This window comes from Alcaligenes aquatilis (assembly GCF_003076515.1).
In the GTDB taxonomy this organism is placed as follows: domain Bacteria; phylum Pseudomonadota; class Gammaproteobacteria; order Burkholderiales; family Burkholderiaceae_B; genus Alcaligenes; species Alcaligenes aquatilis.
In genome coordinates this window covers 2,767,181-2,790,869 of record NZ_CP022390.1, presented here as the reverse complement: position 1 = coordinate 2,790,869, position 23,689 = coordinate 2,767,181, and the positions used below count along the sequence as shown (strand labels likewise).

Here is a 23,689-nt window from a genome sequence, read left to right as displayed (position 1 = left end):
CTTATGAGGGTGGATGCTGCTGGTCAGAGCAGCATCACGAACTCCCCCACCACCCGATAGCGATAGGCGTTATCGGCATTTAGCTCGATGACTTCATAGCTCGGGTCGCTGGAGCGGGGTTTCAAGAAAATCCTTTTATGTTCCCAGCCGTCCTCAGTATGGGTTTTGGTGCTTTCATATTCCTTGACGGTGAATTGTGTGCCTTCATCGCCGTCTTGGGGCGCCAGGCATTCCACCAGGACGATCTTGCCGTTGCGGCTGCCGCCCGAATCTTGGCGGAACAGGCAAATGGAACCATTCGGGATGATCATGTTCATGGATTCACCGACAACCTGGCAGGCGAACATGTCTTTTTTGGGTTCTACATTCTGTGGCACGCCAACCCATTGTGTTTGTTCTACGTGCTGTTGCTCGCTGAAGCTGCCTGCTGCGGCTTGCAGATCGTAGAGAGGAACTGCATTTACCCACGGCACTAGTTTGGGTGCTGGTGGCAGGTCTTGGCTTGGGGTGGGGCGGTAGCTGGGAATATGTTTTTTCAGGTATTCGCGCAGCGCCGGGTCGCAGGCATACACGTAGGTGCCTTTGATCCCACGAAGCATGATGGTGTTGTAGATATTGAGGATGTACTGCTTCAGCTCAGTTGCCGTTTTTTTAGAGTGTTTGCCATTACGATCCAGGTAGTTGTTTTCGTCGATGACAATTTCGTTGGTGGCACTGTCGTAGCTGATCTCTTTCCCAAAGATAACGCCGGTGTAATTCAGGTCGTAGCCTTGGGTTGTGTGAATGCAGCCGACCTCATTTTCTGCGCCGATTGTGTTGATCCAGTCTGTATTGGTTCGGTTCCAACGCAGTTTTACGGTGTCTATTTCGATGTCGTGAAGATTGGGGTTTTTCTTGGAGTCCCATGGCCAGGCGTAGCCGGCCACTAGTCGAGCCAAGCCATGTTGCTGGTTCTTTTGCTCAATTTCCCTGACTAAGTCAGCTGCGTTGTCAAAGAACAAAAACTCATATTTCCCAGTTCGCAGTTGCTCGTTTTCCGAGAGCTGGATATGAAGGAGCCGGTCAATAAAATCCACATAGTCTTGGCCTGCTTGGACGCGGTATTGAGAGGTCAAGGTCATGACCTTCGATTGTTCTGATTGCTTTATTTTTTGGAAGTCCGCCGCATTTGCATCCGATGGCCTGATCGATTGATTCGGGTCATAGAAGAAAATCGCTTTTTTTGCCTGTTGAGTCACCCAGTCCACTTCGCTGCAAGTGTGTTTGTCCAAACCCAAGGCGGCGCATGCCTGGTCAAAATGCTTATAGTAGGATCCAAGGTTTATACGTTGGCGTAGTCGGTGTGACTCATCGACCAAGACGATGTCGTAGTCCTTCTGGGCCAGTCTAGATGGGTTGATCACCATATCAGGATGCAAGCCTGCCACGTTCTTGAAAGCGCGTTTTAACGTAGCCCGAAATGAGGCCATGGGAACCACGAGGGCCATGCGGGGATTGGGGTAACGTTGTTTGAACTGAGTCAGCAGTGTGCGGAGCTCGTTTTCTTCTTCCGAGAAATCCTGAAGATTCAGCTCTGCTTGGTCGGTGTGAATCAGTTTGAACAAGAAGATTGCCAGAACGGACTTTCCGGTTCCAGCGCCTCCTTGTACAAGCAAGTGACGAACGTTGTCATCAAGCAAAGCGCGCAGGATTTCAATCAGGCTCTGGCGTTGATCGAATGACAAGGCTTTGTAGGGCGAGTATTTGAAAACATCAGAGTTATCAATCGACTCCAGTGAGTGTTTGGCGATTCCCTGGCCCCGTAGCTTGTCCCAGACCTCCCGGAAGATTTGGCTGTAGACCTCGTCTTTTTGATAGTAGTTGTGATCGGTCAGGCCAAGATTTCCGTTGAGCAGCTCGAAGCATCCATCAGCTGCCATATATTTAATCAGAGTGGACTCGATATCTAGCGTAGCGGATTTGTTGAAATGTGAGCTGCTGATCAAATGAGCGGTGTTGAGCAGTTTTTTATGCTCGTGTAGCAGGTGGGTGTTCAGGCGGTTTAGCGCACTGGTCGTTTCTCCGACATAGGCGCGTCGTTTGGCTTTGTGACTCAGGATGTAAACCAAGGGCCAGTTCCCAGCAGCATAAGCATTGGATCTTATCTCCGCCAAAGCAAGGTTTGAAAACAGGTATTGGTTTACTTCTACACGATGTGGCTGACTCATGGCGCTGGATGAATGATCTCTATTTTTCTTGGTAGGTTTTGCTCGGTTTCTGTCCGTTTGACATGGCTGGTAAATCATAGCCTATTGGGATGAGCTGGTTTTGAGACCTTTTCTGTTTAAGTTGGGCAGGCCGATGTGGATGCCAGGGCGTGTCATGGTTTCAGATACGTGGATCAGGATGGTGCTAACTCTAACTGCCTGAAACCTCGCATAGCTATAACAAAAGACAAGTAGACTCAGGCGCAGCGTGTAAGTGCATCTGACGACTTTCGGGGGAGTTCTAACAGCGATGAATGGTTCTAGGAATACGCCTTTAGTGCAGCAGGTGGCGATGCAGCAGGGCAAGCCTCTGGAGGTTTTTTGGGCCTTCCTGAAACTGGGCTTGAGCTCATTTGGTGGGCCGATCGCACATCTGGGCTATTTCCGTGCGGAGTTTGTGGAACGTCGTCGCTGGCTGGATGATCGCAGTTATTCGGATCTGGTCGCCTTGTGTCAGTTCTTGCCAGGGCCGGCCAGCAGTCAGGTGGGGATGGCGATTGGCTTGGGGCGTGCGGGCTGGTGGGGTTTACTGGCTGCCTGGACGGGTTTTACCTTGCCTTCGGCGATGGTGTTGATTCTGTTTGCCTTGAGTTTGGCCGGGTTCCAGGGGGTTGCCGAGTCTGCTTGGGTGCATGGTCTCAAGATCGTGGCTGTTGCGATTGTGGCGCAGGCGGTGCTGGGGATGGCTCGCTCTTTATGTCCTGATCGCGCCAGAGCGGCCTTGGCGATTCTGGCGGCTTTGTTGAGCCTTTTGCTGCCCTCTGCGTTTGGGCAGGTGGCCGCTATTGTGATCACGGGTCTGCTGGCCTGGTGGAGGCTGGATGCAATTCAGGCAGGTGCGGCGCAGGCCCATGCGTATCCGGTGTCGCGCAAGGTGGGGATAGTGGCTTTGCTGCTGTTTGCGGGCCTGCTGATTGCCTTGCCTGTTTGGGCAGCGGCGACGGGTTCGTCTACGGCGCAGTTGCTGGAAGGCGTGTATCGCTCCGGGGCCTTGGTGTTTGGGGGCGGGCATGTAGTGTTGCCTTTATTGCAGGCCTCGGTGGTGCCGAGCGGGGTGGTCAGCAATGCGGATTTGATGGTGGGTTACGGTGCAGCTCAAGCGGTACCGGGACCCTTGTTTACCTTTGCGGCGTATATCGGGGCGATGGCTCAAGGGCCCTTGCACGGATGGCTGGGTGGACTGGTTTTATTGGTGGTGATTTTTATACCGGCGGTCTTGATTCTGATTGGTGTTTTGCCTTTTTGGCAGGGTTTGCGGCATAGGGCAGGGATGCGGACGGCGATGGCCGGTGTGAATGCAGGTGTGGTCGGCATTCTGGGTGTGGCTCTGTATGACCCGGTGTGGACCAGTGCCATTCACAGTCGGGCAGATGTTGCGCTGGCTTTGCTTTTGTTCGGTTTGCTGACGGTAGGGCGGGTGCCCCCTGTCGTGGTGGTGCTTTTAGCGGGGTTGGGAGCCTGGGGGATCTCTGTCCTTTGACGATAGCGGCTCCTGGTTGCGTGCTCTTGACCTGTAGAAAGACGGTGGCTTGGCGCTTTCAGACTTCAGGCTGACAGCGCCAAGCCAAGCAAGCTTCTAGGCTTTACCACTGCCCAAAAAACACCCCTGCCTTTTTATACGCATTGGTGCCGCGTTCGACTTCTTCTTCCGTCACGGTAGTACGGCGTTTCAGGCTGGTGAACCATTGCAGCAAGCGTTCCCGGCATTCCTCCCGTATGTGCTCATGCTCGGCAGATTGGCCCAGGTCGTTGAACTGTTCTGGGTCTGCATGCAGATCGTAAAGCTGCTCGGGCTCGTCCAGCCAATACACATAACGCCAACGGTCGCTACGTAGGGACCAAGCTCTGGCATTGGACGGTGATTTGTCACGTAGCACGCGCGCCAGTCGATAGCTGTAGTCCAGTTCGGAAAACACGCAGTCGCGCCAGGGGGGCTGGGCACCGTGCAGCAGGGGCAGCAGGTCTCGTCCCTCAATGCGGTGCGGGGCCGGTGGCAGGCCCAGCCAGGAGAGCATGGTGGGCAGTACATCCACGGCTTCGACCATTCTGTCATCGACGGTTCCACGCGTGGCGTCCGCTTCCGGAGACGGGTCGTAGACGATGAAAGGCACGCGCTGCACGGTGTCGTAGAACAGCTCTTTCTCGCCCAGCCAATGATCGCCCAGGAAGTCCCCGTGATCGGCGGTGAAGATGATCAGGGTGTTGTCCATCAGGCCATTGCGGGACATGAAGTCGAACAAGCGACCCAGGTGGTCGTCCAATTGGGTGATCAGCCCCTGGTAGGCGGGTCGGACGGTCTCCACGCAGGCGTCGCTGGAGAAGCTGACGCATTCTTCTTGCTGGCGGTAGGCTTCTAGCACAGGGTGCGCGTTGCTAAGTTCGGCCTCGTTGCGGACCACGGGCAGGCATTGATCTGCGCTGTACATATCGTGGTAGGGCGCGGGGGCAATATAGGGCCAATGGGGTTTGACGTAGCTCAGGTGCAGGACCCAGGGTTCGTCTCCCATGCGCTCCATGAAGGACAGGGCCTGATCCGTCATATAGGCCGTTTCCGAGTGCTTTTCTTCCACCAGAGAGGGGTAGCGGGCATTGCGCATATGCCAGCCGCTGACGGCCTTTCCATCAGGGCCGCGTGCGGAGATGACAAAGTCTGTCCATGGGTCATCGGACTGGTAGCCATGACGTCGCAGGTAGGCCGGGTAGCCGCTTTCTTCGCCCGGTTCGTGATGGCCGTCGTAGCGGTCTATTTCCTCAAAGCCACCTGTTTTTAGCAGGCGGGCCAGCTCGCTGCCGCCGTCCAGTGCCAGTCGCTCCAGCCCTTTGTGGTCAACCATGATATGGGTTTTACCCGCCAGCACCAGCTTGTGCCCACCGGCGCGCAAGTACTCGCCCATAGTGACCTCGCCTACCGACAAGGGCACGCGGTTCCAGGTGGCACCATGAGTAGAAGGATAGCGGCCTGTGTAGTAGCTCATGCGCGATGGGCCGCAAACGCCGGAGTTAACGAAAGCGCGATCAAAGCGCACCCCTTTGGCAGCCAGTGCATCCAGATGGGGGGTACGAATATGAGGGTGCCCGTAGCAGGCCAGGTGATCAGCGCGTAGCTGATCGGCCATGATGAACAGGACGTTTTTGCGTTGTGTCATGTTGTTTGTGTTGCTGGTTTATTGCGTGACTTTGAAGCCGGAGGCTTGAATAACGGGTGCCCATTGTTGGCGGAATTGTTCGATGCGGACGCGGGTTTCTTCTGCATTGGCAGACACAGGGATCAATTCATTTTTTAGCAGTGTCTCTTGCAGGGCCGGGTCGCTGGTGACAGCCTTGATCGCTTCGCCCAGCTGGGTCACTTTGTCGGCAGGCATGGAGGCGGGGGCGAAGAAAGCATTCCAGCCCGAGGCTTCCAGCTCAACACCCGACTGCTTTAGGGTGGGGACGTCTGGCAGGGCGGTTTCACGCTCGCTGCCGGAGGTAGCCAGAATGCGGATGCGTTTGCCTTGGTGTTGGGCGGTCAGCACATCCAGCGTATCAATGGCCACGGGCAAAATGCCACCGATCAGGTCGGTAATCACAGGGGCCGAGCCACGGTAGCCAATAATCTCGCCCTTGGAGCCAATTTGCTGGGACAGCATCAGGCCAAAGAAGTGCGGCAGACTGCCAGTGGCGGGAACACCGATATTGAAAGCACCGGGATGCGCTTTGGCCCAGGTGATCAGTTGATCCATGGTTTTAATGTCGCTGTCTGCCGATACGGCCACCCCAAAGCCGTATTCGGTCACCATGGAAACCGCTTGAAAGTCGCTGTCGGGCTTGTACGGGATGTCGTTGAAAACCAGGGGGGCGACCACCATGATGGCGGGATTGGCCAGGATCAGCACATTCTTGTCTGCCGCTGTATTTTTGACATACTGGGCGGCAATTCGGCCCCCCGCGCCGGTTTTGTTCTCGACCACCACGGGAATGCCAAGTTTTTGGTGCAGGCTGTCTGACACAATGCGGGCAGCTCGATCAGAGGCGCCTCCGGGGGCATAAGGGACAACGACGGTCAGGTTTTCAATGGGGGTGGCTGCATGGGATAAGCCAGTGAACAACAGCCCTGACAGCAGACAGCTTGTTAGCGTGGCGCGAAGGCGGTTCTTGGTCATGATTTGTCTCCTTTTTTTGATTTCCATCAGTTTTTACCGCAGCTTACCAAGGGGGCTGATACTTGTTCTAATCAAGTATCTTTAAGGCTAAAGGTCCTTCTATGGTCAGCCCCTCCCCGTCTTCTTCTACCCCGGCAAGCGCCGTTCCGGCTCCTACGCTTCCGGCCATGATGATGTTCCAGTTGTATCGGGCCTGGTCAGCAGGCAACCCGATTTTTATTCGCTTGTGCGAGGGGCGCTTCAATATCACGCGCCGTGAATGGCGCATTCTGGCTATCGCCAGCATGCACCCCGCCTTGACGGGCACGGCCTTGGCTGAGGCCGTATCGCTGGATACGGCACGCTGTTCCCGGGCGGTCAGCTCTCTGTGTGAAAAGGGCTTGTTAAAGCGCACGCGCGATACCAAAGACACGCGTGTGGTGCATGTCTCGGTAACGGAGTTGGGTATGCAGCGTTACAAGGAGGTCATGCCGATTGTGGCCTCCTTGAACGAGGAGATCTTTCAGGACCTGAGTGCCGCAGAAATGACGGCCCTGAGCAGCATGCTGGACCGGATTAGCAGCCGGGCGGCTTTAGTGCTGGAAAGTAATGTGGTGCAGGAGCGGGCTCGTCGGAATCGATAAGTTGGTCCGCGCACCGGCTTATGACTTCTGATTGCTTCGCGAGCAAGAGTGCAGCACTATGGCCCGAAAGGAGCGAGGAGAGGCAAGCATGGCTGGCAAAACTATTCTTATCCAGCAGAGACAAGAGCACATTCAGGCACAGGATCATCAAACCATTTTGCAGGCTGCCCTGGAGCACGGGATCTCTTACCCTCATGGCTGCAAGACAGGGGTATGCGGGGGTTGTAAGATGCGCCTGGTCAAGGGGCGGGTGGAGATGATGGAGTACTCCCGCTTTGCGCTGACCGAGGAACAAAAGGCCAGGGGCCTGATTCTGGCCTGTAGAGCGGTTCCTCAAACCGATGTGACGGTGGGCTGGATAGGGACCGATGATGTTCGGGGCTTGATTCCGTCCCGGGAACTGACGGGCACCGTGTCCTGTATCAAGGATCTGACCCACGATATCCGGCTGGTGCGAATACGTTTGGATGGTCAGGAACCGTTGATTTTCTTTGCGGGGCAGTACGCGGATATCAAGTTTGGACAGGCTCCGGTGCGTAGTTATTCCATGGCCAATCCTCCGGGGGCGCCAGAGCTGGATTTTTACGTGCGCCGCGTGCCGCGTGGGGTGGCTTCGGCCTATGTGCATACGGTCTTGCAGCAAGGTGAGCCGGTCAGCCTGATGGTGCCACTAGGCTCATCCTATCTGCGCGATGGCTATGGCGGGCCGATGCTTTGTATTGCCGGTGGAACAGGCCTGGCACCGATCCAGTCGATTGTAGAGACGGCCTTGGGCTGGGGCATGAGCCAGCCTATTCATGTGTATTTTGGGGTGCGGGAGCGGCGGGACTTGTACTGCGAAGACGAGTTCAAAGCCTTGCAAGAACGTTACCCCAATCTGAGCTTTACGCCTGTGTTATCTGGGATGCCGGTGGCACCGTACCGAAGGGGCATGGTGACTGATGCGGTGGGTCAGGACCTGCCTGATCTGAATGGCTGGAAGGTGTATGTGGCAGGGTCACCCTCCATGGTGGATGAGGCTGTCGGTATGGTGCTCAAACGCGGAGTGATGGTGCAGAACCTGCATGTGAATGTGTTTTTTACGCCTTGAGTAGGCCACGTCTGCATAGCAGCGCCTGTGGCGATTGTTTACTATCGAGCCTTATACGTTTTAACTCTTGTTTTATCCCATCATCTGCATGGAATACTGTGCCTGACTCCTCCCTTTCTCTGCCTGACGGCTGCACGTTTCGTTCCCTTCAAGAATCTGAACTGAGCCTGCTGTGGTCCATAGATCGCAGCGAGCGGATCGACGGTTTGTACGAGCTGCGCGATGGCGTATTGCACAAGCAAGCGGCTGATATTGACCTGCGTGGCTGGCCGGAGGGCGATCCGGAAAAATATCACCCTGAACATGAGGACGCCTTTCATCGCGGCGCCTGGTTCATGGGCGTATTCAAGGGGGAGACTTTGCTGGCTGCTGTGGGTCTGGACAGCTTGCCCCTAGGGCCACAAGGCGATTGGCGTCAACTTTTCTTTCTGCATGTCAGCCAGTCCTTGCGAGGGCAGGGCATGGGCGTATGGCTGCTGGATCAGGCCAAGAAACAGGCTGTGGAATGGGGTGCGAAGGCGGTCTATGCCTCGGCCACGCCTTCAGTGAATACGGTGGATTTCTATAGGGCGCATGGTTTTGAAATCGCGCCAGAGCCTGATGCCCGTTTGTTTGAGCTGGACCCGGAAGATATCCATCTGCTGTGTTGCTTGGAATAGAAACTTGGTTTCGACCGAGTGCGGTCAGCCAACCGTTATTCCTGCTCCCGCCACAGTGACGGTTACCGTGTAGTGAGTAAGGCTTGCCCGTTGGGCAGGCCAGCGACTTGCGGGTCTCAACGAAGGGGGCATGAAAGAGACAGGCTGCAGGACAAGAAAAAGAGTGGCTGGCAGCCTGTGGGTGCCTTCAAGAAAAGGCGGTCTTTAGTCGTGCTTGCCGCCGCAGCAAACTGTCCACCACTTACGACGCGAAGTGTGGCCGATACCGGGGTTGAAGGTGTTGGTCGGGTCCAGCTCGCGGTAAAACCCGGCCAGGGCAGGTTTGGCGATATACAGGTGGCCCACATTGTGCTCGGCCGGGTACTCGGCACGGCGTTCATCCAGCAGCTTCCACATGCGGTGTTCCATATCCAGAGGAACCACGCCTTTTTTGACGATGTAGTCCTGGTGGAACACGTGGCACAGGAAGTGGCCGTAGTAGAGTTTGTGGACGATGTCTTTTTCCATATCGTCCGGCAGTTGCTCCACCCATTCCTTGTCGTTGCGGCGCAAGGCAATGTCCAGCGCCACAATATCTTCCACGCTGTCGGGGTGCGACTCACGGTAGCGGATGGCGGCACCGGCAATGGCAAAGCGGTGCAGAAAGGCTTTGCGGCCTTCTTCTGCATCGCACTCAAAATAGGCACCTTGCTGGCTGCCTTCAAATTGCTGACTTAGAAATTCGCGCGTGGCCTGGGCGGTGTCGTTGGAGACGCGCAGCAGCAGGTGGTGCTCGAAGCGATCACGCCATTCACGCATACGCGGCGGCAGGTGGCTGGGCAGGCGGTTCATGATTGCCTGGATCACGCGATCGGTGACGCCGCGCCAGCCAAAGCGTTCAAAAAAACCATCGATACGGCTTTTCATAGCGAAGGCGGACGGCACTTTGGCCGTACCAAAACGGTCGATCAGCAAGAAGGTGTCTTTGCCGTATTGTTCGCCAATATCGTAGGCGGTGCGATGGATGTACTCGCCCGCAATAGGCAGGCGGGGCAGGTCCGTCAGCAGGTGGCGACGTACGGCAGTCAGTTCGTCCGGGTCGTTGGTGCCGATGTAGAAAACGGTACTGGCCTCTTTGGGGAAGGTATCCAGACGTACGGCAAAAATGCACAGCTTGCCGGCCGAGCCGGAGGCTTCGTAAAGGCGTGAAGGGTCGGCATTGAAACGGGCTGGGGTCTGGGCATCCACATCGCGCACAGCTTCGGCGTAGCGTGGGTCGCTGGCCTTGCGTTCCGGGTCGTTGATGATGTCCGCGACACTGTACTTGCCTTGTTCTAGGCGGCTCAGAATTTCTTCCGGGGTATCCCCCAGATGGATGCCCAGGTGATTGACCAGTTGCAAGGTGCCATCGTCCAGCACTTGCGCGTACAACGTCAATTCCGTGTAGGCCGGGCCGCGTCGCACCAGTGCACCGCCGGAGTTGTTGCAAACACCGCCCAGCACAGACGCACCGATACACGAGGAGCCAATCACCGAATGGGGTTCACGCTCCAGCGGGGCCAGGGTCTGTTCCAGACGATCGAGCGTGGCACCGGGTAGGCAGACAACCTGCTCGCCATCGTTAATGACCTGTATGCCTTGTAGGCGCATGGTGTTCATCAGCACGATGTCACGGTCGTAGTCGTCACCGTCGGGGGTGGAGCCGCCCGTCAGTCCGGTATTGGCCGCTTGCATGATCACGATGCAATCGGCAGCGACAGCGGCTTGCAGGCTGCGCCATTGTTCCAGCAGCGTTCCAGGCCGCACTACGGCCAACACCTTGCCTTCACCCGTACGGTGGCCCTTGCGGTAACGACGCGTGCTGCGGTCGTCCGTCAGGACGTGGGGGTTGCCGACAATAGCGCGCAATTGCTGCAACAAATCCGCAGCGCCGGTGGAAACTGACATGGTCAAGACTCCTGTACAAGCAGGTCAGAGCTGATCTGGGAAATACTGCTGACACTGGTCAGCGTCATGGCGACCCGAATTTCTTTTTCAATCAGGCCAAGCAGGTGATCGACGCCGGATTGTCCGGCGGCGGCCAGTGCATAGATGTAGGCGCGGCCCAGCATGGCAGCATCGGCACCCAGGGCAATCATGCGCACCACGTCCAGTCCGCTGCGTACACCAGAGTCCGCCAGAATCTTGATCTGGCCTTTGACGGCATCGGCAATGGCGGGCAGGGCGCGGGCCGAGGACAGGACGCCATCCAACTGGCGGCCACCGTGGTTCGAGACGATGATGCCATCGGCACCAAAACGTACTGCATCGCGCGCGTCATCGGGGTCCAGAATGCCTTTGATGACCATGGGACCTTTCCAGAATTCGCGTATCCATTCCAGGTCTTTCCAGGAAATGGAAGGGTCGAAGTTCGCACCCAGATAGCCCATATAGTCGGCCAGGCCCGTCGGCTTGCCCAAGTAGCGCGAGATATTGCCCAGATCATGCGGACGGCCCAGTAGACCCACATCCCAGGCCCAGCGCGGGTGCATGACGGCCTGTGCGTAGCGGCGCAGGGCGGCGTTCGGGCCGCTCATGCCTGAATGGGCATCACGGTAACGTGCGCCGGGTACGGGCATGTCCACGGTAAAGACCAGAGTGCTGCAGCCAGCGGCTTGCGCCCGTTCCAGCGCATTGCGCATGAAGCCACGGTCTTTGAGCACATACAACTGAAACCACATGGGCCGTGTCAGTCGTGGGGCCACCTCCTCGATCGGGCAGACCGACACGCTGGACATGGTAAAGGGAATGCCGTGTGCATCGGCCGCCTGGGCCGCTTGTACTTCGCCTCGACGCGCATACATGCCGGTCAGACCCACCGGGGACAGGGCCACCGGCATGGACAGCTTTTCACCAAACAGTTCAATGCTGGTATCCAACTGGCTCATGTCTTTCAGCACACGCTGGCGCAGGGCGACATTGGCCAGATCATCCACATTGCGGCGCAGGGTGTGCTCGGCGTAGGCACCGCCGTCAATGTAGTGGAACAGGAAAGGAGGCAGTCGTTTTTGGGCGGCACGCCGGTAGTCGGTCGAGGAGGAAATAATCATGGCAGGGCGGAGTCCGTTAAGGTCGAGGGCAGTGTCTGCAAGCGCGCGGCTCGTTCGCGGCGAGCAAGATCTTCGTCGGCCTGAATAAGGGTGTTGCGTACGTAACCAAGGTGTTCATTGACAACGTGGCGAGCACGGGCCGCATCGCCATCAATAATGGCTTTGACCAGGGCCTCGTGCTGCGCGGTCAGATGTGTGATGGTTTCGGGCGAGTCGTGCACAAACATGATGATGTCCCGGTTCTGGGTCACACTGCTGAGCACCAGGTCGAACAGTCCTCGCATGACTTGAACCAGCACCAGGTTGTGGGAGGCTTCGGCAACGGCCAGGTGAAACTGGGCATCGGCCCGGGCAGATTGCTCGGTGTCGCCACTTTGCTGGTAGCGAATCATTTGCTCGAAGCACTGCAGGATCTTGTCTTTGTCGTCGGGGGAGGCGCGCAGGGCGGCGTGCCAGGTGGTGCTGCTTTCCAGAGCAATGCGCGCTTCCAGCACATCGTAGCGGTACTGGGGATCGGACAGCATCAAGGCGGCCAGCGGGTCTACAGAACGCTGCGTCCATTGAGACGTTTGGGAAGTCAGGTAGGTGCCTGAGCCAACCTGACTGCGCAAAATGCCTTGGGTGTTCAGTTGCTGAATGGCCTCGCGCAGCGAAGCACGCGACACGTTCAATTGGGCTGCCAGCGTACGCTCGGCGGGCAGACGTTGCCCTGCCTTGAAATCGCTGGATTGAATCAACGCCAGTAGTTGTTGGGCGACGTGATCAGAGAGGCGCATAGTTCTTGAAAGTAGCGAAAAGATAAATCAGCAAGGCGCGAGTCTGTGCACCTTGCTGATAAAGGATGAGGGCGGGCCCTTAGGGGATCATCCAAGGTAACACATAGGCTTGCAAGGTCGTCAGCAGGCCGACAAGGACAGCAAAGACCAGGCTGTGCTTGACGGTAAAACGGAACAGATCGGATTCTTTACCAGCCAGTCCCACGGCGGCGCAGGCAATGGCAATGGATTGGGGCGAGATCATCTTGCCGGTGACGCCCCCAGTGGTATTGGCGGCCACCATCAGCACTTCAGGTAGGCCCAACTGCTGCGCCGTGGTTGCCTGCAAGGCACCAAACAAGGCGTTGGCAGACGTGTCGGAACCGGTCAGGAATACACCGATCCAGCCCAGAAACGGCGAGAAGAAGGTGAAGGCTTTGCCCGTGTGGGCCAGGGCCAGTGCCAGGGTGGCAGACAGGCCCGAGTAGTTGGCGATAAAGGCGAAGGCCAGCACCATACCGATCGAATAGATAGGTACAGCCAGCTCCTTGAAGGTTTCACCCAAGGTCTCGACCGCTTTTGCGGGCTTCATGCGCAAGAAGATAATCGTGAGCAAGGCGGCAAGCAAAATGGCCGTGCCGGTCGCAGACAACCAGTTAAAGGCGTAGACCGCGCCATAGGGTGTGGCCGAGGCGACCACGGGTGGTGCTTTTTCGACCAGATTGTGCAGGAAGGGCACGGGAATGTTCACGATGGTCGAAGCCAGCGGACCGTTGGCGGCAAACAGCACTTTGAAGGGCTGCACACTCCAGATCGTGACCATGGCAGTCAGGATGATGAAGGGCGACCAGGCTTTGAGGATGCGGCCTGTGGTCAGTGCTGCAGGGGCCTGTTCGGCAGTCTTGTTCTGGGGGGCCGTGCCTTCTTGCGTCTCAAAACGGAAGATGCGTTTGGGTTGCCACACTTTCAGGAACAAGGTCAGCACGACCAGGGAAACCAGGGCCGAGGTAATGTCCGGCAGTTCGGGGCCAATGTAGTTGGCCGTCAGGAACTGCACAATCGCAAAGGAGCCACCACCGACCAGCACCGCAGGCCAGGTTTCCTTGATGCCGCGCCAGCCGTCCATGATGGCCATCAGCCAGAACAGCACGATGATAGTCATGAAAGGTAGCTGGCGACCGGCCATCTGGCCGATTTCAAAGGGATCAATACCCGATACCTGACCGGCCACAATGATAGGAATACCCATGGCACCGAAGGCAACCGGAGCGGTGTTCGCAATCAGGCACAGACCGGCAGCGTACAAGGGGCGGAAACCCAAACCTGCCAGCAAGGCTGCGGTGATGGCAACGGGTGCACCAAAACCGGCCGCCCCTTCCAGGAACGCGCCAAAGCAAAAACCGACCAGAATCAGCTGTAGACGCTGGTCAGGTGTGACGGACAGGATGGAGGCACGAATCACGTCGAATTGGCCAGTCTTGACCGAGATCTTGTACAGGAAAACGGCGGCCACAATGATCCAGGCAATGGGCCACAGACCATAGAAAAAGCCATAGACCACCGAGGCCAGCGCCGCAGAAACCGGCATGCGGTAGAAGAACAGGGCAACGCCCAGAGCCAGCAGCACCGTAATCGTGCCCGCCAGATAGCCCTTCATGCGCAACTTGGTCAGGGCCAGGAAAAAAAAGATGATTGGAATAAGGGCGATCAGTGCCGACAGCCAGATATTGCCGGTGGGATCGTATTGCTGCAGCCACGCTTGTTGCATGTTTGTTCTATCTCCGCAGGAGCAAAGGGGAGGCGCTTGTAACGCAAGCGAACCTGAAGGCCAGCGAATTGGTCTGACCATTTCTTGAGATCGTCAAGGGTAGAGCGCATTGTATCCACGGGTTTATTGGCTTGAATCTCAGTGTTTACCCTAATAATTTAAGACTAATTGGTTTTTTCTTTATTGAATGGTCTGACCAATTAATGGAAATAAGTCAGGGAAACCTGCCGAGTTAATGCCTTTGCTGGGCTTGATCGCAGAGCAATATCCTGTCCTGCGCTTGCATGGGGGCTGCATGCCGTTACCCAGAAATGGGTGTCGCCCAATTAATTGGGGCGCCAGATGGTGTTCTTCTGCCGACCTGAGGTGTCGCCTGCTTCTACAACCGCTGATTGTCCTTCGGGAAAGTGAGTGGTTTTTTGGTCTACCCAGGACGAGTGAGTGAGTACCTACGTGTTTTCCCGTCTGGCTTCACGTCAGTATTGGCATGACAATGCCTCTATTGTCATAACAATAGTCAAACACCACAGGAGACAGTAAATGAAAGATCCACATTGTCATTCCAGCAGCATCCTGGTTGAGCGGTCCGCGCCAATCGCGTTTGCCATCATGTCCGATGGCATCCAGCAAGGTCAGTGGGCCTGGGGCAGTGCCAATCGCACCGAGGTGGAGCCGGGCCTGTTCAAGGGCACATCGGTCTTTAACGGTCAGGACACGTATGTGCGTCTGAATGTAGATACCGAGCGTTTCCAGGTTGATTACGACGTCGGCACCAGCAAGGAAAGCATGCAGTTTCGGAACATGTCGCGTGTGATTCCGGGAGAGGTCCTTAAACTGGGCGCGGACAAATGTGTGGTGAGCCTGTTGACCTGGAGGCTGGCAACGCAGAGCGATGCCGCGTGGGAGCAAATCTCTTGTGTGCATGAGGCTGAAATGTTCTTGATCAAGGGGCTCTTGGAGCGGGCGTAAACGATGTTGCTTGCGGGCCGCCAAGCAACGGGCCTGATGCTTGCTGAACGCAGTGCATCGGGAGCCAAGCAGCAACGCCTTGCCATCTATAAGAACGAGATAAGACAGTGAGTACAAAGCCACTTTATGAACAGCTTGCCGACAAGCTGACCCGTTATATCCAGAACGGTCGTCTGAAACCGGGGGACCGCTTGCCGACCGAAGCGGAGTTGGGCGAAATGTTTGGCGTCAGCCGAATTACGGTTCGCCAAGGTCTGGCGATACTGACGCGCAACGGTTTGATTGAACGCTTTGCCAGCCGTGGCACTTTTGTGCTGGAGCGCAAACAGACGGGCTCCTGGGAGTTAGGCTCCATCAATGATCTGGTGCAACTGGGCAAAGACACTACCACCCGTATTGCCAACTGGTCCTTGGTGGCCCCCCCTGCCGAGATTGCCGAGTTCTTTGCGTCCGATGAACCGGTCTACAAGCTGCAGGCGGTGCGCTACAAGTCGGCTGTTCCTTTGTATTGGGCGGAAAACTACTTGCTGCGCTCGATCGGCGAACGCATCCCGGTGCAGGAACTGGAAACACGCACCATGGTGGAGATGTTGACCTGCGTGCTGGCTGTGCCCATCCAGCATGCCCAAGAGGAGATCAGTATGGCCAATGCGTCGGCGGAGATGGCCAAGCAGTTGTGGATCAAGGAAAACCAGGCCGTGATCGTGCAGCGTATCGACTTGTTCGATACCGATGGCAAGCCGGTGCAAAGTGGCAAGGGCTGGTGGCGCAGCGAGCATTTCAAACGACGCTTCAAATTGAACTACATCTGAAATCCGGTGCTGGTGCCAACCCAGACCTTGTCGGTACTGCGGTTTACACAGGCAAATGCTGCCCTTTGGCCTTGATGCAAGACAGCACAATCTGTGAATGGATTTTGGTGACGCCGCGCAGCGTGTTGAGCTTGTGGACCACAAAATTAGAGAAGGTCTCGAAGTTGCGCGTGCGGATGTGCAGCATGTAGTTCGCCTGACCGGTCACGATGTAGGCATGCAGCACTTCATCCATGTTGGCTAATGCCTTGCTCAGGTACTGATGTTCGCTCTCGTTGAGCTGCGCAATATTGACTTCCACAAAGGCCTCAATGGCAAAACCCAGCTTGCTCGCACTGAGATTGGCGCTGTAGTTCTCGATCAAGCCCTCTTGCTCCAGAATCTTTACCCGCCGGTGGCAGGAGGACGGAGAAAGGGCGATCAGGTCAGCCAGCTCCTGGTTGCTAAGCCTGCCGTTGCCCTGCAAAAGGCGCAGGATTTTCAAGTCTGTCTCGTCTAGTCTCATGTTTTAGAATTATCTATGTTTATGTGTTTTTAGAATCGAATTTTCTTCCAGATTTAAGCATAATCCTGATTGATTTGGAATAATTCGCCAGAGCCTCGATGCTAGACTAAATGACGTAAAAAGCAGAATCGAGGAGCATGAACATGATTACTTTGCCGCAATGTGAGCAGTGGGATCAAGCCGATGAGCTGGCTGCCTTTAAGGCCAAATTTGACCTGCCGCCCAATACGATTTATTTGGATGGAAACTCCCTGGGGGCCATGCCCCGGCATGCCATGGAGCGCGCCCAGGAAGTGATTGGCCAGGAATGGCGCACCGACCTGATCAATAGCTGGAACAAGGCAGGCTGGTGGACCTTGCCTGTGCGTCTGGGCGACCAGATGTCGCCCCTGATTGGTGCCGGTCAAGGCGAAACCATCGTGAGCGACAGCACCTCCGTGAACCTGTTCAAGGTGCTGGCTGCCGCCGTCAATTTGCAAAAAGAACGCCATCCGGAAAAGAAAGTGATTCTGGCCGAGCGCGACTCTTTTCCTACCGATCTGTACATCATTGAAGGGTTTAACGCCTTCTTCGGCAAAGACTATAGGCTGGAGCTGATTGATGAGCCGGCAGAGCTGCAAGCCGCGGTCAATGCTGAAACAGCCGTGGTCGTGCTGTCCCACGTGAACTACCGCACGGGTTACCTGCACGATATGCAGGCGACCAACCGGCTGGTGCACGAGCACCAGGGGCTGGTGATCTGGGACTTGTGCCACTCTGCGGGCGCCTTGCCGATCGAGCTTAAAGACAGCGGTTCGGACTTTGCCATTGGCTGCACCTACAAGTACCTGAATGCCGGTCCGGGCGCACCGGCCCTGCTGTGGGTGAACCCTGAGCTGATGAGCCAGATCAGCCAGCCTCTGTCTGGCTGGTGGGGGCATAAGCACCCCTTTGCGATGAGCCCTTCGTACGAAGCGGCCAATGGTATCGAGCGCTTTTTGTGCGGGACTCAGCCCATTGTGTCCTTGAGCCTGGTCGCTTGTGGTGTGGATGTGTTCCTGCAAACCGATTTACAAGCCGTGCGCCGTAAATCCCTGGCCCTGACAGACTTGTTCATCGCTCTGGTGGAGCAGGAATGTGCCGAGTTTGGCCTGCGTCTGGTGACCCCACGCGATCATCACTACCGTGGCAGCCATGTCAGCTTTGCGCACGAGCAAGGCTATGCCGCCATCCAGGCCCTGATCGCCCGTGGCGTGATTGGGGACTACCGCGAGCCCGAAGTCATGCGCTTTGGAATCACGCCTTTGTATTTGTCGTTTGTGGATATCTGGCAGGCCGTGCAACACATCAAGGCCGTGTTTGCGAATAAGGAATGGGACAAGCCGGCTTACAAAACACGCTCCAAGGTGACTTGATGACGACGACAGAAAAATAATCATAAGGAGGAGACATGAGTCGATTTGAGCAAATTCAATCGCGCGAAGCCGGGCTGCATAAAAAACTGAGCGCCCGTCAAATGAGCATGATTGCGATCGGGGGCGCTATTGGTACCGGCTTGTTCCTGGGCAGCAAATTTGCTATTGGTTTTGCCGGTCCCGGTGTGGTGTTGAGCTATGTGATTGGCGGCTTTATCGCGCTGGTCCTGATGGGTTGCCTGGCCGAGATGACCGTGGAACATCCCACATCGGGTTCCTTTGGGGCCTATGCGGAGTTCTACATACATCCGCTGGCCGGGTTTCTGGTGCGCTATAGCTATTGGGCCTGCATTGTTCTGGCGGTGGGCACCGAGGTAACGGCGGTGGCGGACTACATGAAGTTCTGGTTCCCGGACGTCTCGCCCTGGATCTGGATCGTCTTTTTCTCGGCTGTGCTGATTGCGGTCAATGCTTACAGCGTCAAGGCGTTTGGCTCGGTGGAGTATTGGTTTGCCCTGATCAAGGTGTTTGCGATTATTGCGTTCATCGTGCTGGCCATCGGCATGTTGACGGGTTATTACAAGCCCGCGCAGGTGCAGGAAAACCTGTTCGGCCAGGGTGGCTTCATGCCCAATGGCTGGTATGGGGTGTGGGTGGGTGTGATTATTTCTATCTTCAGTTATCTGAGTATCGAGATGATTGCCGTGGCGGCGGGTGAGGCCGAAAACCCCGAGCAAGCCGTGCGCCAGGCCTTCAAGGCCACGATCTGGCGCCTGATCATTTTCTACCTGCTGTCCTTGTCTCTGATCGTGATGCTGGTGCCTTGGCAGGTGCTGGTTGCAGAGGGCACCACCAGTCCTTTCATTACGGTGATGCAGTCCGTGGGCATCCCTTATGCCGACAGCATCTTGAACTTCATCGTGATCATTGCGGCCTTGTCGGCCATGAACAGCATGCTCTACATTTCGACCCGCATGATGTTCAGCCTGTCGCGTGCCGGTGATGCGCCTGCGGCGCTGGGTAAAGTGGCTCGCAATGGTGTGCCTTTGAATGCGCTGGCTTTGTCGGCCAGCGGTGTGGCTGTGGCTGCAGTGGTGTATGCCTACAATCCGGAAACTGCCTTTCCGGTGATGATTGCCTTGTCCATGTTTGGCGCCTTGTTCACCTGGGGCATGATTTTCCTGACCCATCTGTTCTTTCGCCGTCGTGTGGCTCAGGATGGTGTGCAACTACGCTTTCGTATGCCCGCCTATCCGATTGGCACCTTGTTGGGTCTGATCGGCATTGTGGCGATTTTGGTGACGACCTGGTTCATCGATATCTTCCATTACACCCTGTTGTTTGGAGTGCCGTTTTTGCTGATCCTGATCGGAGCTTACCTGGTGCGGACACGGATCCGAACTCCTTAATGGTTGTACTGGTTTCATACCCCCTTGCTGTTGAACTGATCTCAAGAGCTTGGGCCGTTTGAACATCAAGGTCCGAAGGCCTGAGTCCGGTATTGCACCGCGCTCAGGCCTTTTTACGTGAGTTTGATACGTTCATGATTCAGTTGTGAAGGCATGGCCGTATTGCGCTTTGAGGGAGGGAGAGGAGGCTTTCTAGGGTGACTTTGTTCAGGCTGGGTCATGGCAACAGATAGTTTATTGCGGGTGTTCGATGCCTATCGAATGTGTCGCTGCGTGAAGATAAAGCAGGACGGTATGTAGCTTTTTGTGGCAAATTAAAAGAATCGACAACTTTTGCTAAGCAAAAAAGGGGAGCGCATGTCGTTCAAACGCAGATTGAAAGTACATGTCCTAGCCGGGAGCGTCTTGCTGAGTGCACCGGTCTGGTCGGCGCAAGTCGCTGATCAAATCTGGATGGGGGGGCCGGTGCTGACGATGAACGATCGTCAGCCGACCGCAGAGGCGGTGGCGATCAAAGATGGCCGTATTCTGGATGTAGGCACACTGCAGGCGATGCAGGCTTACAAAGGCACCGGGACGAATACGATTGACTTGCAAGGCAAGGCATTGCTGCCGGGTTTTGTCGATGCGCATGGGCATGCGTTCATGATTGGCGTGCAAGCCATGTCAGCCAATTTGTTGGCGGCCCCCGACGGCCAAGTGAAAGACATCAAGAGTTTGCAGGAAACGCTGAAGCAGTGGCTTGATGAACAAAGCCAGACCCGGCAAGTCGGGCTGATTCTGGGTTTTGGCTACGACGATGCCCAATTGGCGGAGCAGCGGCATCCCACCCGTCATGATCTGGATGCGGTCTCTGAGTCATTGCCCATCGTCATCATTCACCAGTCCAGTCATATTGGGGTGTTGAACAGCAAGGCACTTGAAATGGCGGGTATTACGGCCCAGACCCCTAATCCGGAGGGTGGCGTGATCCGTCGGGAAGAGGGCAGTCAGCAACCGAATGGGGTGCTGGAGGAAATGGCGTTTTTCTCCGGGGTGGCCAGTCAGATGGGCAAGCTCACGCCAGAGCAGGCTCAGGCTTTGTTTGTGGCCGGAACCGATCTGCTCAAACGCTATGGGTATACAACCGGGCAGGAAGGGCGGGCAACCTCCAGCATCGTTCCTTTGATGCAAGCGGCAGCCAAGGCCGGCAAGATTGATATTGATGTCGCCACGTATGTGGATATCTTGCAGGATCGGGATTTTATTCTACGCAACGCATCGCGGGAGTACACCGACGGATTTCGGGTGGCCGGTGCCAAGTTGACCATTGATGGCTCGCCACAAGGCTTTACCGCCTATCGTGATCGTCCTTACTACAACCCGCCAGCCGGTTACCGTGCCGATTATCGGGGCTACGTGGCCGCAACGCCTGATCAGGTGTTTGAATCGGTGGATTGGGCGTTTAAGAATGGAATACAGATTCTGACGCACTCCAATGGCGAGGGAGCATCAGATCTGCTGCTGGCGGCAATTAAAACCGCACGCGAGAAATACGGCCCGCAGGATCGTCGTGCTGTACTGATTCATGGGCAGTTCTTGCGTCGGGATCAGGTGGCGACCATTGCCGAGCTGGATGTGTTTCCGTCCTTGTTTCCCATGCACACCTTTTACTGGGGGGACTGGCACCGTGACCGCACGGTGGGGCCGGTCAATGCCGATAATATTTCTCCCACTGGCTGGGTGCGCGAGCACGGCCTGATGTTCTCTTCGCATCATGATGCCCCGGTGGCCTTTCCGAATTCGATGCGTGTGTTGTCAGCCACGGTCACGCGTCGTTCCCGATCCGGAGACATCCTGGGCCCGGATCAGCGGGTGGATGTGCCAACGGCACTGAAAGCCATGACGATCTGGCCGGCGTACCAGCATTTTGAGGAAAAGGAGAAAGGCTCGATTGAGCCGGGTAAGTTGGCGGACTTTGTGGTTCTGTCTCAGGATCCGACAGCGGTTGATCCCGAGCAGTTGTCGACCCTGGAGGTCATTCAGACGATCAAGCGAGGCAAACTGATCTATGAGCAGGGCGCAGCCTCAGAGGGCGAACGGCTTAGCCAGTTACAGACTGGAGAGATGATTTCCCGCTTTTTGAATGAGTGGCAGCATCAGGCTCATGAGGCGGGCTCGACGGATCATGGTCATGGTCCGGAGTTGTTAATGGGCGCCTTGCTGCAGGGTATGGAGTAAGGCCGTTTGCAGGCAAGACATCCGGGCAGCCAGGCTGCCCGGTTCAGACGCCAAAATGTTCATATGAACATTTTGGCGTCATAAAACTTTCATCTGAGCGTCACCGAGTCGTAACGTCGCGTTCTTACACTGCCGGGTATTCAAACGAAACCTAGATGCCGTGTTATGAACCTATCTGTCAGGCAAAGCATTATTGTGGATTTGCTGGCCGCCCAAGGGGCCGTGTCAGTCGATGGCTTGGCCGCACATTTCGGGGTGACGCCCCAGACCATACGGCGCGACCTGAACCACTTGTATGAAGCCGATCTGGTGCGCCGCCGTCATGGTGGTGCCGAGCTGAACGTGGTCGAGCGCAATGCGCCTTTTCAGACGCGACGCATTACCCATTTGCAAGCCAAGGCCCGTATCGGGCGAGCGGTTGCCCAACTGATTCCTCCCGGTGCCAGTCTGCTGCTGGGTTTTGGCACCACTCCTGAACAAGTTGCCTTGGCGCTGGCCGATCATCGTGACTTAACCGTGGTCACCAATAACATCAGCGCGGCCTTGGCCCTGTCTCACAATATGAGCCACCGCGTGGTGCTGACAGGCGGTGAGCTGCGTCAACCCAATCCTGAAATTCTGGGCCCCGGTGCCGAGCGCCTGTTCAACAGCTTCAAGGCCGACTTTGGCGTGTCCGGGGTAGGGGGCTTTGATTCGGACGGTGCCTTGCTGGACTTTGATATGGCCGAGTCCGATTGCCACAAAGCCCTGCGCGGTAATTGCCGGGTGCGGATCCTGGTGCTGGATCACACCAAGTTTGGCCGTCGTGCGCCTGTGCGTAGCGGCTCTTTGGATGATGTCGATATTCTGGTCAGTGACCAGCCTATTCCCGAGCCTTACCGCGAGCAGATTCCGGCGCGCGTTCAGGTGGTGATTGCCGATGAGGTGCAGGCATGAGTCGCGCCGCTATCGAGTTGCAAGGGATAGGCAAAGCCTGGGGTGAGCAGGCCGTGCTCAAGCAGATGGATCTGTCCATTCAGGAAGGCAAGTTCACGGCCTTGCTGGGGCCGTCGGGCTGCGGAAAATCCACTTTGCTGCGCATCATTGCTGGGTTGGAAACACCCGATCAGGGTCGTCTCTTGATCAATGGTCAGGATGCCACCTATATGGAGCCTGCCAAGCGTGGTCTGAGCATGGTGTTCCAGTCCTACGCCTTGTTCCCGCATTTGAATGTGGCCGACAACATCTTGTTCGGTCTGCAAGTACGGCGTGCCGATCGTCAACAGCAAAAAGAGCGTCTGCGCGAAGCCTTGGCCTTGACCAATCTGGAGGGGCTGGAAGAGCGTAAGCCGGGTCAGCTCTCGGGCGGACAGCGGCAACGTGTGGCGCTGGCACGCAGCATCGTGTCGGGTCATCGCATCTGTTTGATGGACGAACCACTCTCGAACCTGGATGCCAAGCTGCGCCATACCGTACGCCATGAAATCCGTTCCTTGCAGCAGCGTCTGGGTTTGACCGTGGTCTACGTTACTCACGACCAGACCGAAGCCATGGGCATGGCTGATCACGTGGTGTTGCTCAATGCTGGAAATATCGAGCAGCAGGGCAGTGCCCAGGATTTGTACGGCCAGCCCAATAGTGTTTTTACCGCCGGTTTTATTGGCAGCCCGCCCATGATGATGATTCACAGCGACCACGTTCCCGTGGAACTGTGGCCGTCGCGTCGTCAGTACGACCAGCCACATCGTGTGCTGGTGGGCGTGCGCCCCGAAAACCTGAATTTGCACGAAGCGGGCGAACAGCATGTGGCCGCCACCGTAGTGCATCAGGAGTTTCAGGGGGCTGATGCCTATGTGTATGTGCAGCTTGATGACGGCCATACCCTGATCGTGCGCGCGCCGCACAGCCGCAGCGTCCAGGCGGGCGCTCGCTGTGGTTTGAGCTGGAATCCCGTTCACGCTTTTTACTTTAACCAGGACAGCGGGGCTCGCCTGCCGACACCGTCTGCGGATGCTCTGACTGCTGCTCCTGTTGCTGTTCTTCCCTAAAC

19 protein-coding genes are annotated in these 23,689 nt (G+C 56.5%); 11 read left to right on the top strand and 8 right to left on the bottom strand.

Annotated features, from left to right (window positions below; genetic code table 11):
* Positions 1-23: 23 nt before the first annotated feature.
* Positions 24-2,207 (bottom strand): DNA/RNA helicase domain-containing protein, encoded by a 2,184-nt coding sequence (locus tag CA948_RS12760; protein ID WP_108728187.1) that lies wholly within the window; start codon positions 2,205-2,207, stop codon positions 24-26.
* Between the two features lie 289 nt (positions 2,208-2,496).
* On the opposite strand from CA948_RS12760, the gene chrA reads away from it, so the two are divergent.
* Positions 2,497-3,726 (top strand): chromate efflux transporter, encoded by a 1,230-nt coding sequence (gene chrA, locus CA948_RS12755; protein ID WP_420866715.1) that lies wholly within the window; start codon positions 2,497-2,499, stop codon positions 3,724-3,726.
* A gap of 103 nt (positions 3,727-3,829) precedes the next feature.
* On the opposite strand, the gene CA948_RS12750 is transcribed toward chrA, so the two are convergent.
* The gene (locus CA948_RS12750; protein WP_108728185.1) at positions 3,830-5,392 is read right to left on the bottom strand and encodes a sulfatase-like hydrolase/transferase; all 1,563 of its coding nucleotides are present in this window, start codon (positions 5,390-5,392) and stop codon (positions 3,830-3,832) included.
* An 18-nt stretch (positions 5,393-5,410) separates the two neighbouring features.
* Positions 5,411-6,388: a Bug family tripartite tricarboxylate transporter substrate binding protein gene (locus CA948_RS12745; protein WP_108728184.1), complete on the bottom strand. Its 978-nt coding sequence runs from the start codon at positions 6,386-6,388 to the stop codon at positions 5,411-5,413.
* 101 nt (positions 6,389-6,489) lie between these two features.
* Between CA948_RS12745 and CA948_RS12740 the strand changes: the two genes are divergently transcribed.
* From CA948_RS12740 to CA948_RS12730, 3 genes are all read left to right on the top strand, one after another.
* Positions 6,490-7,011, top strand: a complete 522-nt coding sequence (locus tag CA948_RS12740; RefSeq protein WP_108728183.1) for a MarR family winged helix-turn-helix transcriptional regulator — start codon at positions 6,490-6,492, stop codon at positions 7,009-7,011.
* An 88-nt stretch (positions 7,012-7,099) separates the two neighbouring features.
* Positions 7,100-8,101, top strand: a complete 1,002-nt coding sequence (locus CA948_RS12735; RefSeq protein WP_108728182.1) for a 2Fe-2S iron-sulfur cluster-binding protein — start codon at positions 7,100-7,102, stop codon at positions 8,099-8,101.
* Between the two features lie 98 nt (positions 8,102-8,199).
* Positions 8,200-8,760, top strand: coding sequence for a GNAT family N-acetyltransferase (locus CA948_RS12730; protein WP_159086136.1), 561 nt, complete (start codon positions 8,200-8,202; stop codon positions 8,758-8,760).
* Positions 8,761-8,964: 204 nt separating this feature from the next.
* Here the strand turns inward: CA948_RS12730 and dld are convergent, their stop codons facing one another.
* The 4 genes from dld to lldP all read right to left on the bottom strand — a co-directional run bounded on the left by dld (position 8,965) and on the right by lldP (position 14,351).
* The gene (gene dld / locus CA948_RS12725; RefSeq protein WP_094195505.1) at positions 8,965-10,686 is read right to left on the bottom strand and encodes a D-lactate dehydrogenase; all 1,722 of its coding nucleotides are present in this window, start codon (positions 10,684-10,686) and stop codon (positions 8,965-8,967) included.
* Between the two features lie 2 nt (positions 10,687-10,688).
* Positions 10,689-11,828, bottom strand: a complete 1,140-nt coding sequence (gene lldD, locus CA948_RS12720; RefSeq protein ID WP_108728180.1) for an FMN-dependent L-lactate dehydrogenase LldD — start codon at positions 11,826-11,828, stop codon at positions 10,689-10,691.
* Positions 11,825-12,604: a transcriptional regulator LldR gene (gene lldR / locus CA948_RS12715; protein WP_108728179.1), complete on the bottom strand. Its 780-nt coding sequence runs from the start codon at positions 12,602-12,604 to the stop codon at positions 11,825-11,827. The genes lldD and lldR overlap by 4 nt, the downstream gene beginning before the upstream one ends.
* A 79-nt stretch (positions 12,605-12,683) precedes the next feature.
* Complete coding sequence (lldP, locus tag CA948_RS12710) at positions 12,684-14,351, bottom strand: L-lactate permease (RefSeq protein WP_094195508.1); 1,668 nt, start codon at positions 14,349-14,351, stop codon at positions 12,684-12,686.
* Between the two features lie 540 nt (positions 14,352-14,891).
* On the opposite strand from lldP, the gene CA948_RS12705 reads away from it, so the two are divergent.
* A complete protein-coding gene (locus CA948_RS12705; RefSeq protein WP_108728178.1) occupies positions 14,892-15,320 on the top strand; it encodes a hypothetical protein in 429 nt (142 codons plus the stop codon).
* A 107-nt stretch (positions 15,321-15,427) separates the two neighbouring features.
* The gene (locus CA948_RS12700) at positions 15,428-16,132 is read left to right on the top strand and encodes a GntR family transcriptional regulator (RefSeq protein WP_094195510.1); all 705 of its coding nucleotides are present in this window, start codon (positions 15,428-15,430) and stop codon (positions 16,130-16,132) included.
* Between the two features lie 43 nt (positions 16,133-16,175).
* Here the strand turns inward: CA948_RS12700 and CA948_RS12695 are convergent, their stop codons facing one another.
* Complete coding sequence (locus CA948_RS12695) at positions 16,176-16,637, bottom strand: Lrp/AsnC family transcriptional regulator (RefSeq protein WP_108728177.1); 462 nt, start codon at positions 16,635-16,637, stop codon at positions 16,176-16,178.
* 143 nt (positions 16,638-16,780) lie between these two features.
* On the opposite strand from CA948_RS12695, the gene kynU reads away from it, so the two are divergent.
* From kynU to CA948_RS12670, 5 genes are all read left to right on the top strand, one after another.
* Positions 16,781-18,031 (top strand): kynureninase, encoded by a 1,251-nt coding sequence (gene kynU, locus CA948_RS12690; RefSeq protein WP_108728763.1) that lies wholly within the window; start codon positions 16,781-16,783, stop codon positions 18,029-18,031.
* A gap of 35 nt (positions 18,032-18,066) precedes the next feature.
* Entirely contained in the window at positions 18,067-19,440 is a 1,374-nt protein-coding gene (locus tag CA948_RS12685; protein WP_094195513.1) for an amino acid permease, read from the top strand.
* 357 nt (positions 19,441-19,797) lie between these two features.
* Entirely contained in the window at positions 19,798-21,660 is a 1,863-nt protein-coding gene (locus CA948_RS12680; RefSeq protein ID WP_108728176.1) for an amidohydrolase, read from the top strand.
* Between the two features lie 165 nt (positions 21,661-21,825).
* Positions 21,826-22,596: a DeoR/GlpR family DNA-binding transcription regulator gene (locus tag CA948_RS12675; protein ID WP_094195515.1), complete on the top strand. Its 771-nt coding sequence runs from the start codon at positions 21,826-21,828 to the stop codon at positions 22,594-22,596.
* Positions 22,593-23,687, top strand: coding sequence for an ABC transporter ATP-binding protein (locus CA948_RS12670; RefSeq protein WP_094195516.1), 1,095 nt, complete (start codon positions 22,593-22,595; stop codon positions 23,685-23,687). The genes CA948_RS12675 and CA948_RS12670 overlap by 4 nt, the downstream gene beginning before the upstream one ends.
* Positions 23,688-23,689 lie beyond the last annotated feature (2 nt).

Coding starts and splice junctions, on each gene's coding strand:
- CA948_RS12760 (WP_108728187.1), bottom strand. CDS start 2,207: ATGAGTCAGCCACATCGTGTAGAAGTAAACCAATACCTGTTTTCAAAC.
- chrA (WP_420866715.1), top strand. CDS start 2,497: ATGAATGGTTCTAGGAATACGCCTTTAGTGCAGCAGGTGGCGATGCAG.
- CA948_RS12750 (WP_108728185.1), bottom strand. CDS start 5,392: ATGACACAACGCAAAAACGTCCTGTTCATCATGGCCGATCAGCTACGC.
- CA948_RS12745 (WP_108728184.1), bottom strand. CDS start 6,388: ATGACCAAGAACCGCCTTCGCGCCACGCTAACAAGCTGTCTGCTGTCA.
- CA948_RS12740 (WP_108728183.1), top strand. CDS start 6,490: ATGGTCAGCCCCTCCCCGTCTTCTTCTACCCCGGCAAGCGCCGTTCCG.
- CA948_RS12735 (WP_108728182.1), top strand. CDS start 7,100: ATGGCTGGCAAAACTATTCTTATCCAGCAGAGACAAGAGCACATTCAG.
- dld (WP_094195505.1), bottom strand. CDS start 10,686: ATGTCAGTTTCCACCGGCGCTGCGGATTTGTTGCAGCAATTGCGCGCT.
- lldD (WP_108728180.1), bottom strand. CDS start 11,828: ATGATTATTTCCTCCTCGACCGACTACCGGCGTGCCGCCCAAAAACGA.
- lldR (WP_108728179.1), bottom strand. CDS start 12,604: ATGCGCCTCTCTGATCACGTCGCCCAACAACTACTGGCGTTGATTCAA.
- lldP (WP_094195508.1), bottom strand. CDS start 14,351: ATGCAACAAGCGTGGCTGCAGCAATACGATCCCACCGGCAATATCTGG.
- CA948_RS12705 (WP_108728178.1), top strand. CDS start 14,892: ATGAAAGATCCACATTGTCATTCCAGCAGCATCCTGGTTGAGCGGTCC.
- CA948_RS12695 (WP_108728177.1), bottom strand. CDS start 16,637: ATGAGACTAGACGAGACAGACTTGAAAATCCTGCGCCTTTTGCAGGGC.
- kynU (WP_108728763.1), top strand. CDS start 16,781: ATGATTACTTTGCCGCAATGTGAGCAGTGGGATCAAGCCGATGAGCTG.
- CA948_RS12685 (WP_094195513.1), top strand. CDS start 18,067: ATGAGTCGATTTGAGCAAATTCAATCGCGCGAAGCCGGGCTGCATAAA.
- CA948_RS12680 (WP_108728176.1), top strand. CDS start 19,798: ATGTCGTTCAAACGCAGATTGAAAGTACATGTCCTAGCCGGGAGCGTC.
- CA948_RS12675 (WP_094195515.1), top strand. CDS start 21,826: ATGAACCTATCTGTCAGGCAAAGCATTATTGTGGATTTGCTGGCCGCC.
- CA948_RS12670 (WP_094195516.1), top strand. CDS start 22,593: ATGAGTCGCGCCGCTATCGAGTTGCAAGGGATAGGCAAAGCCTGGGGT.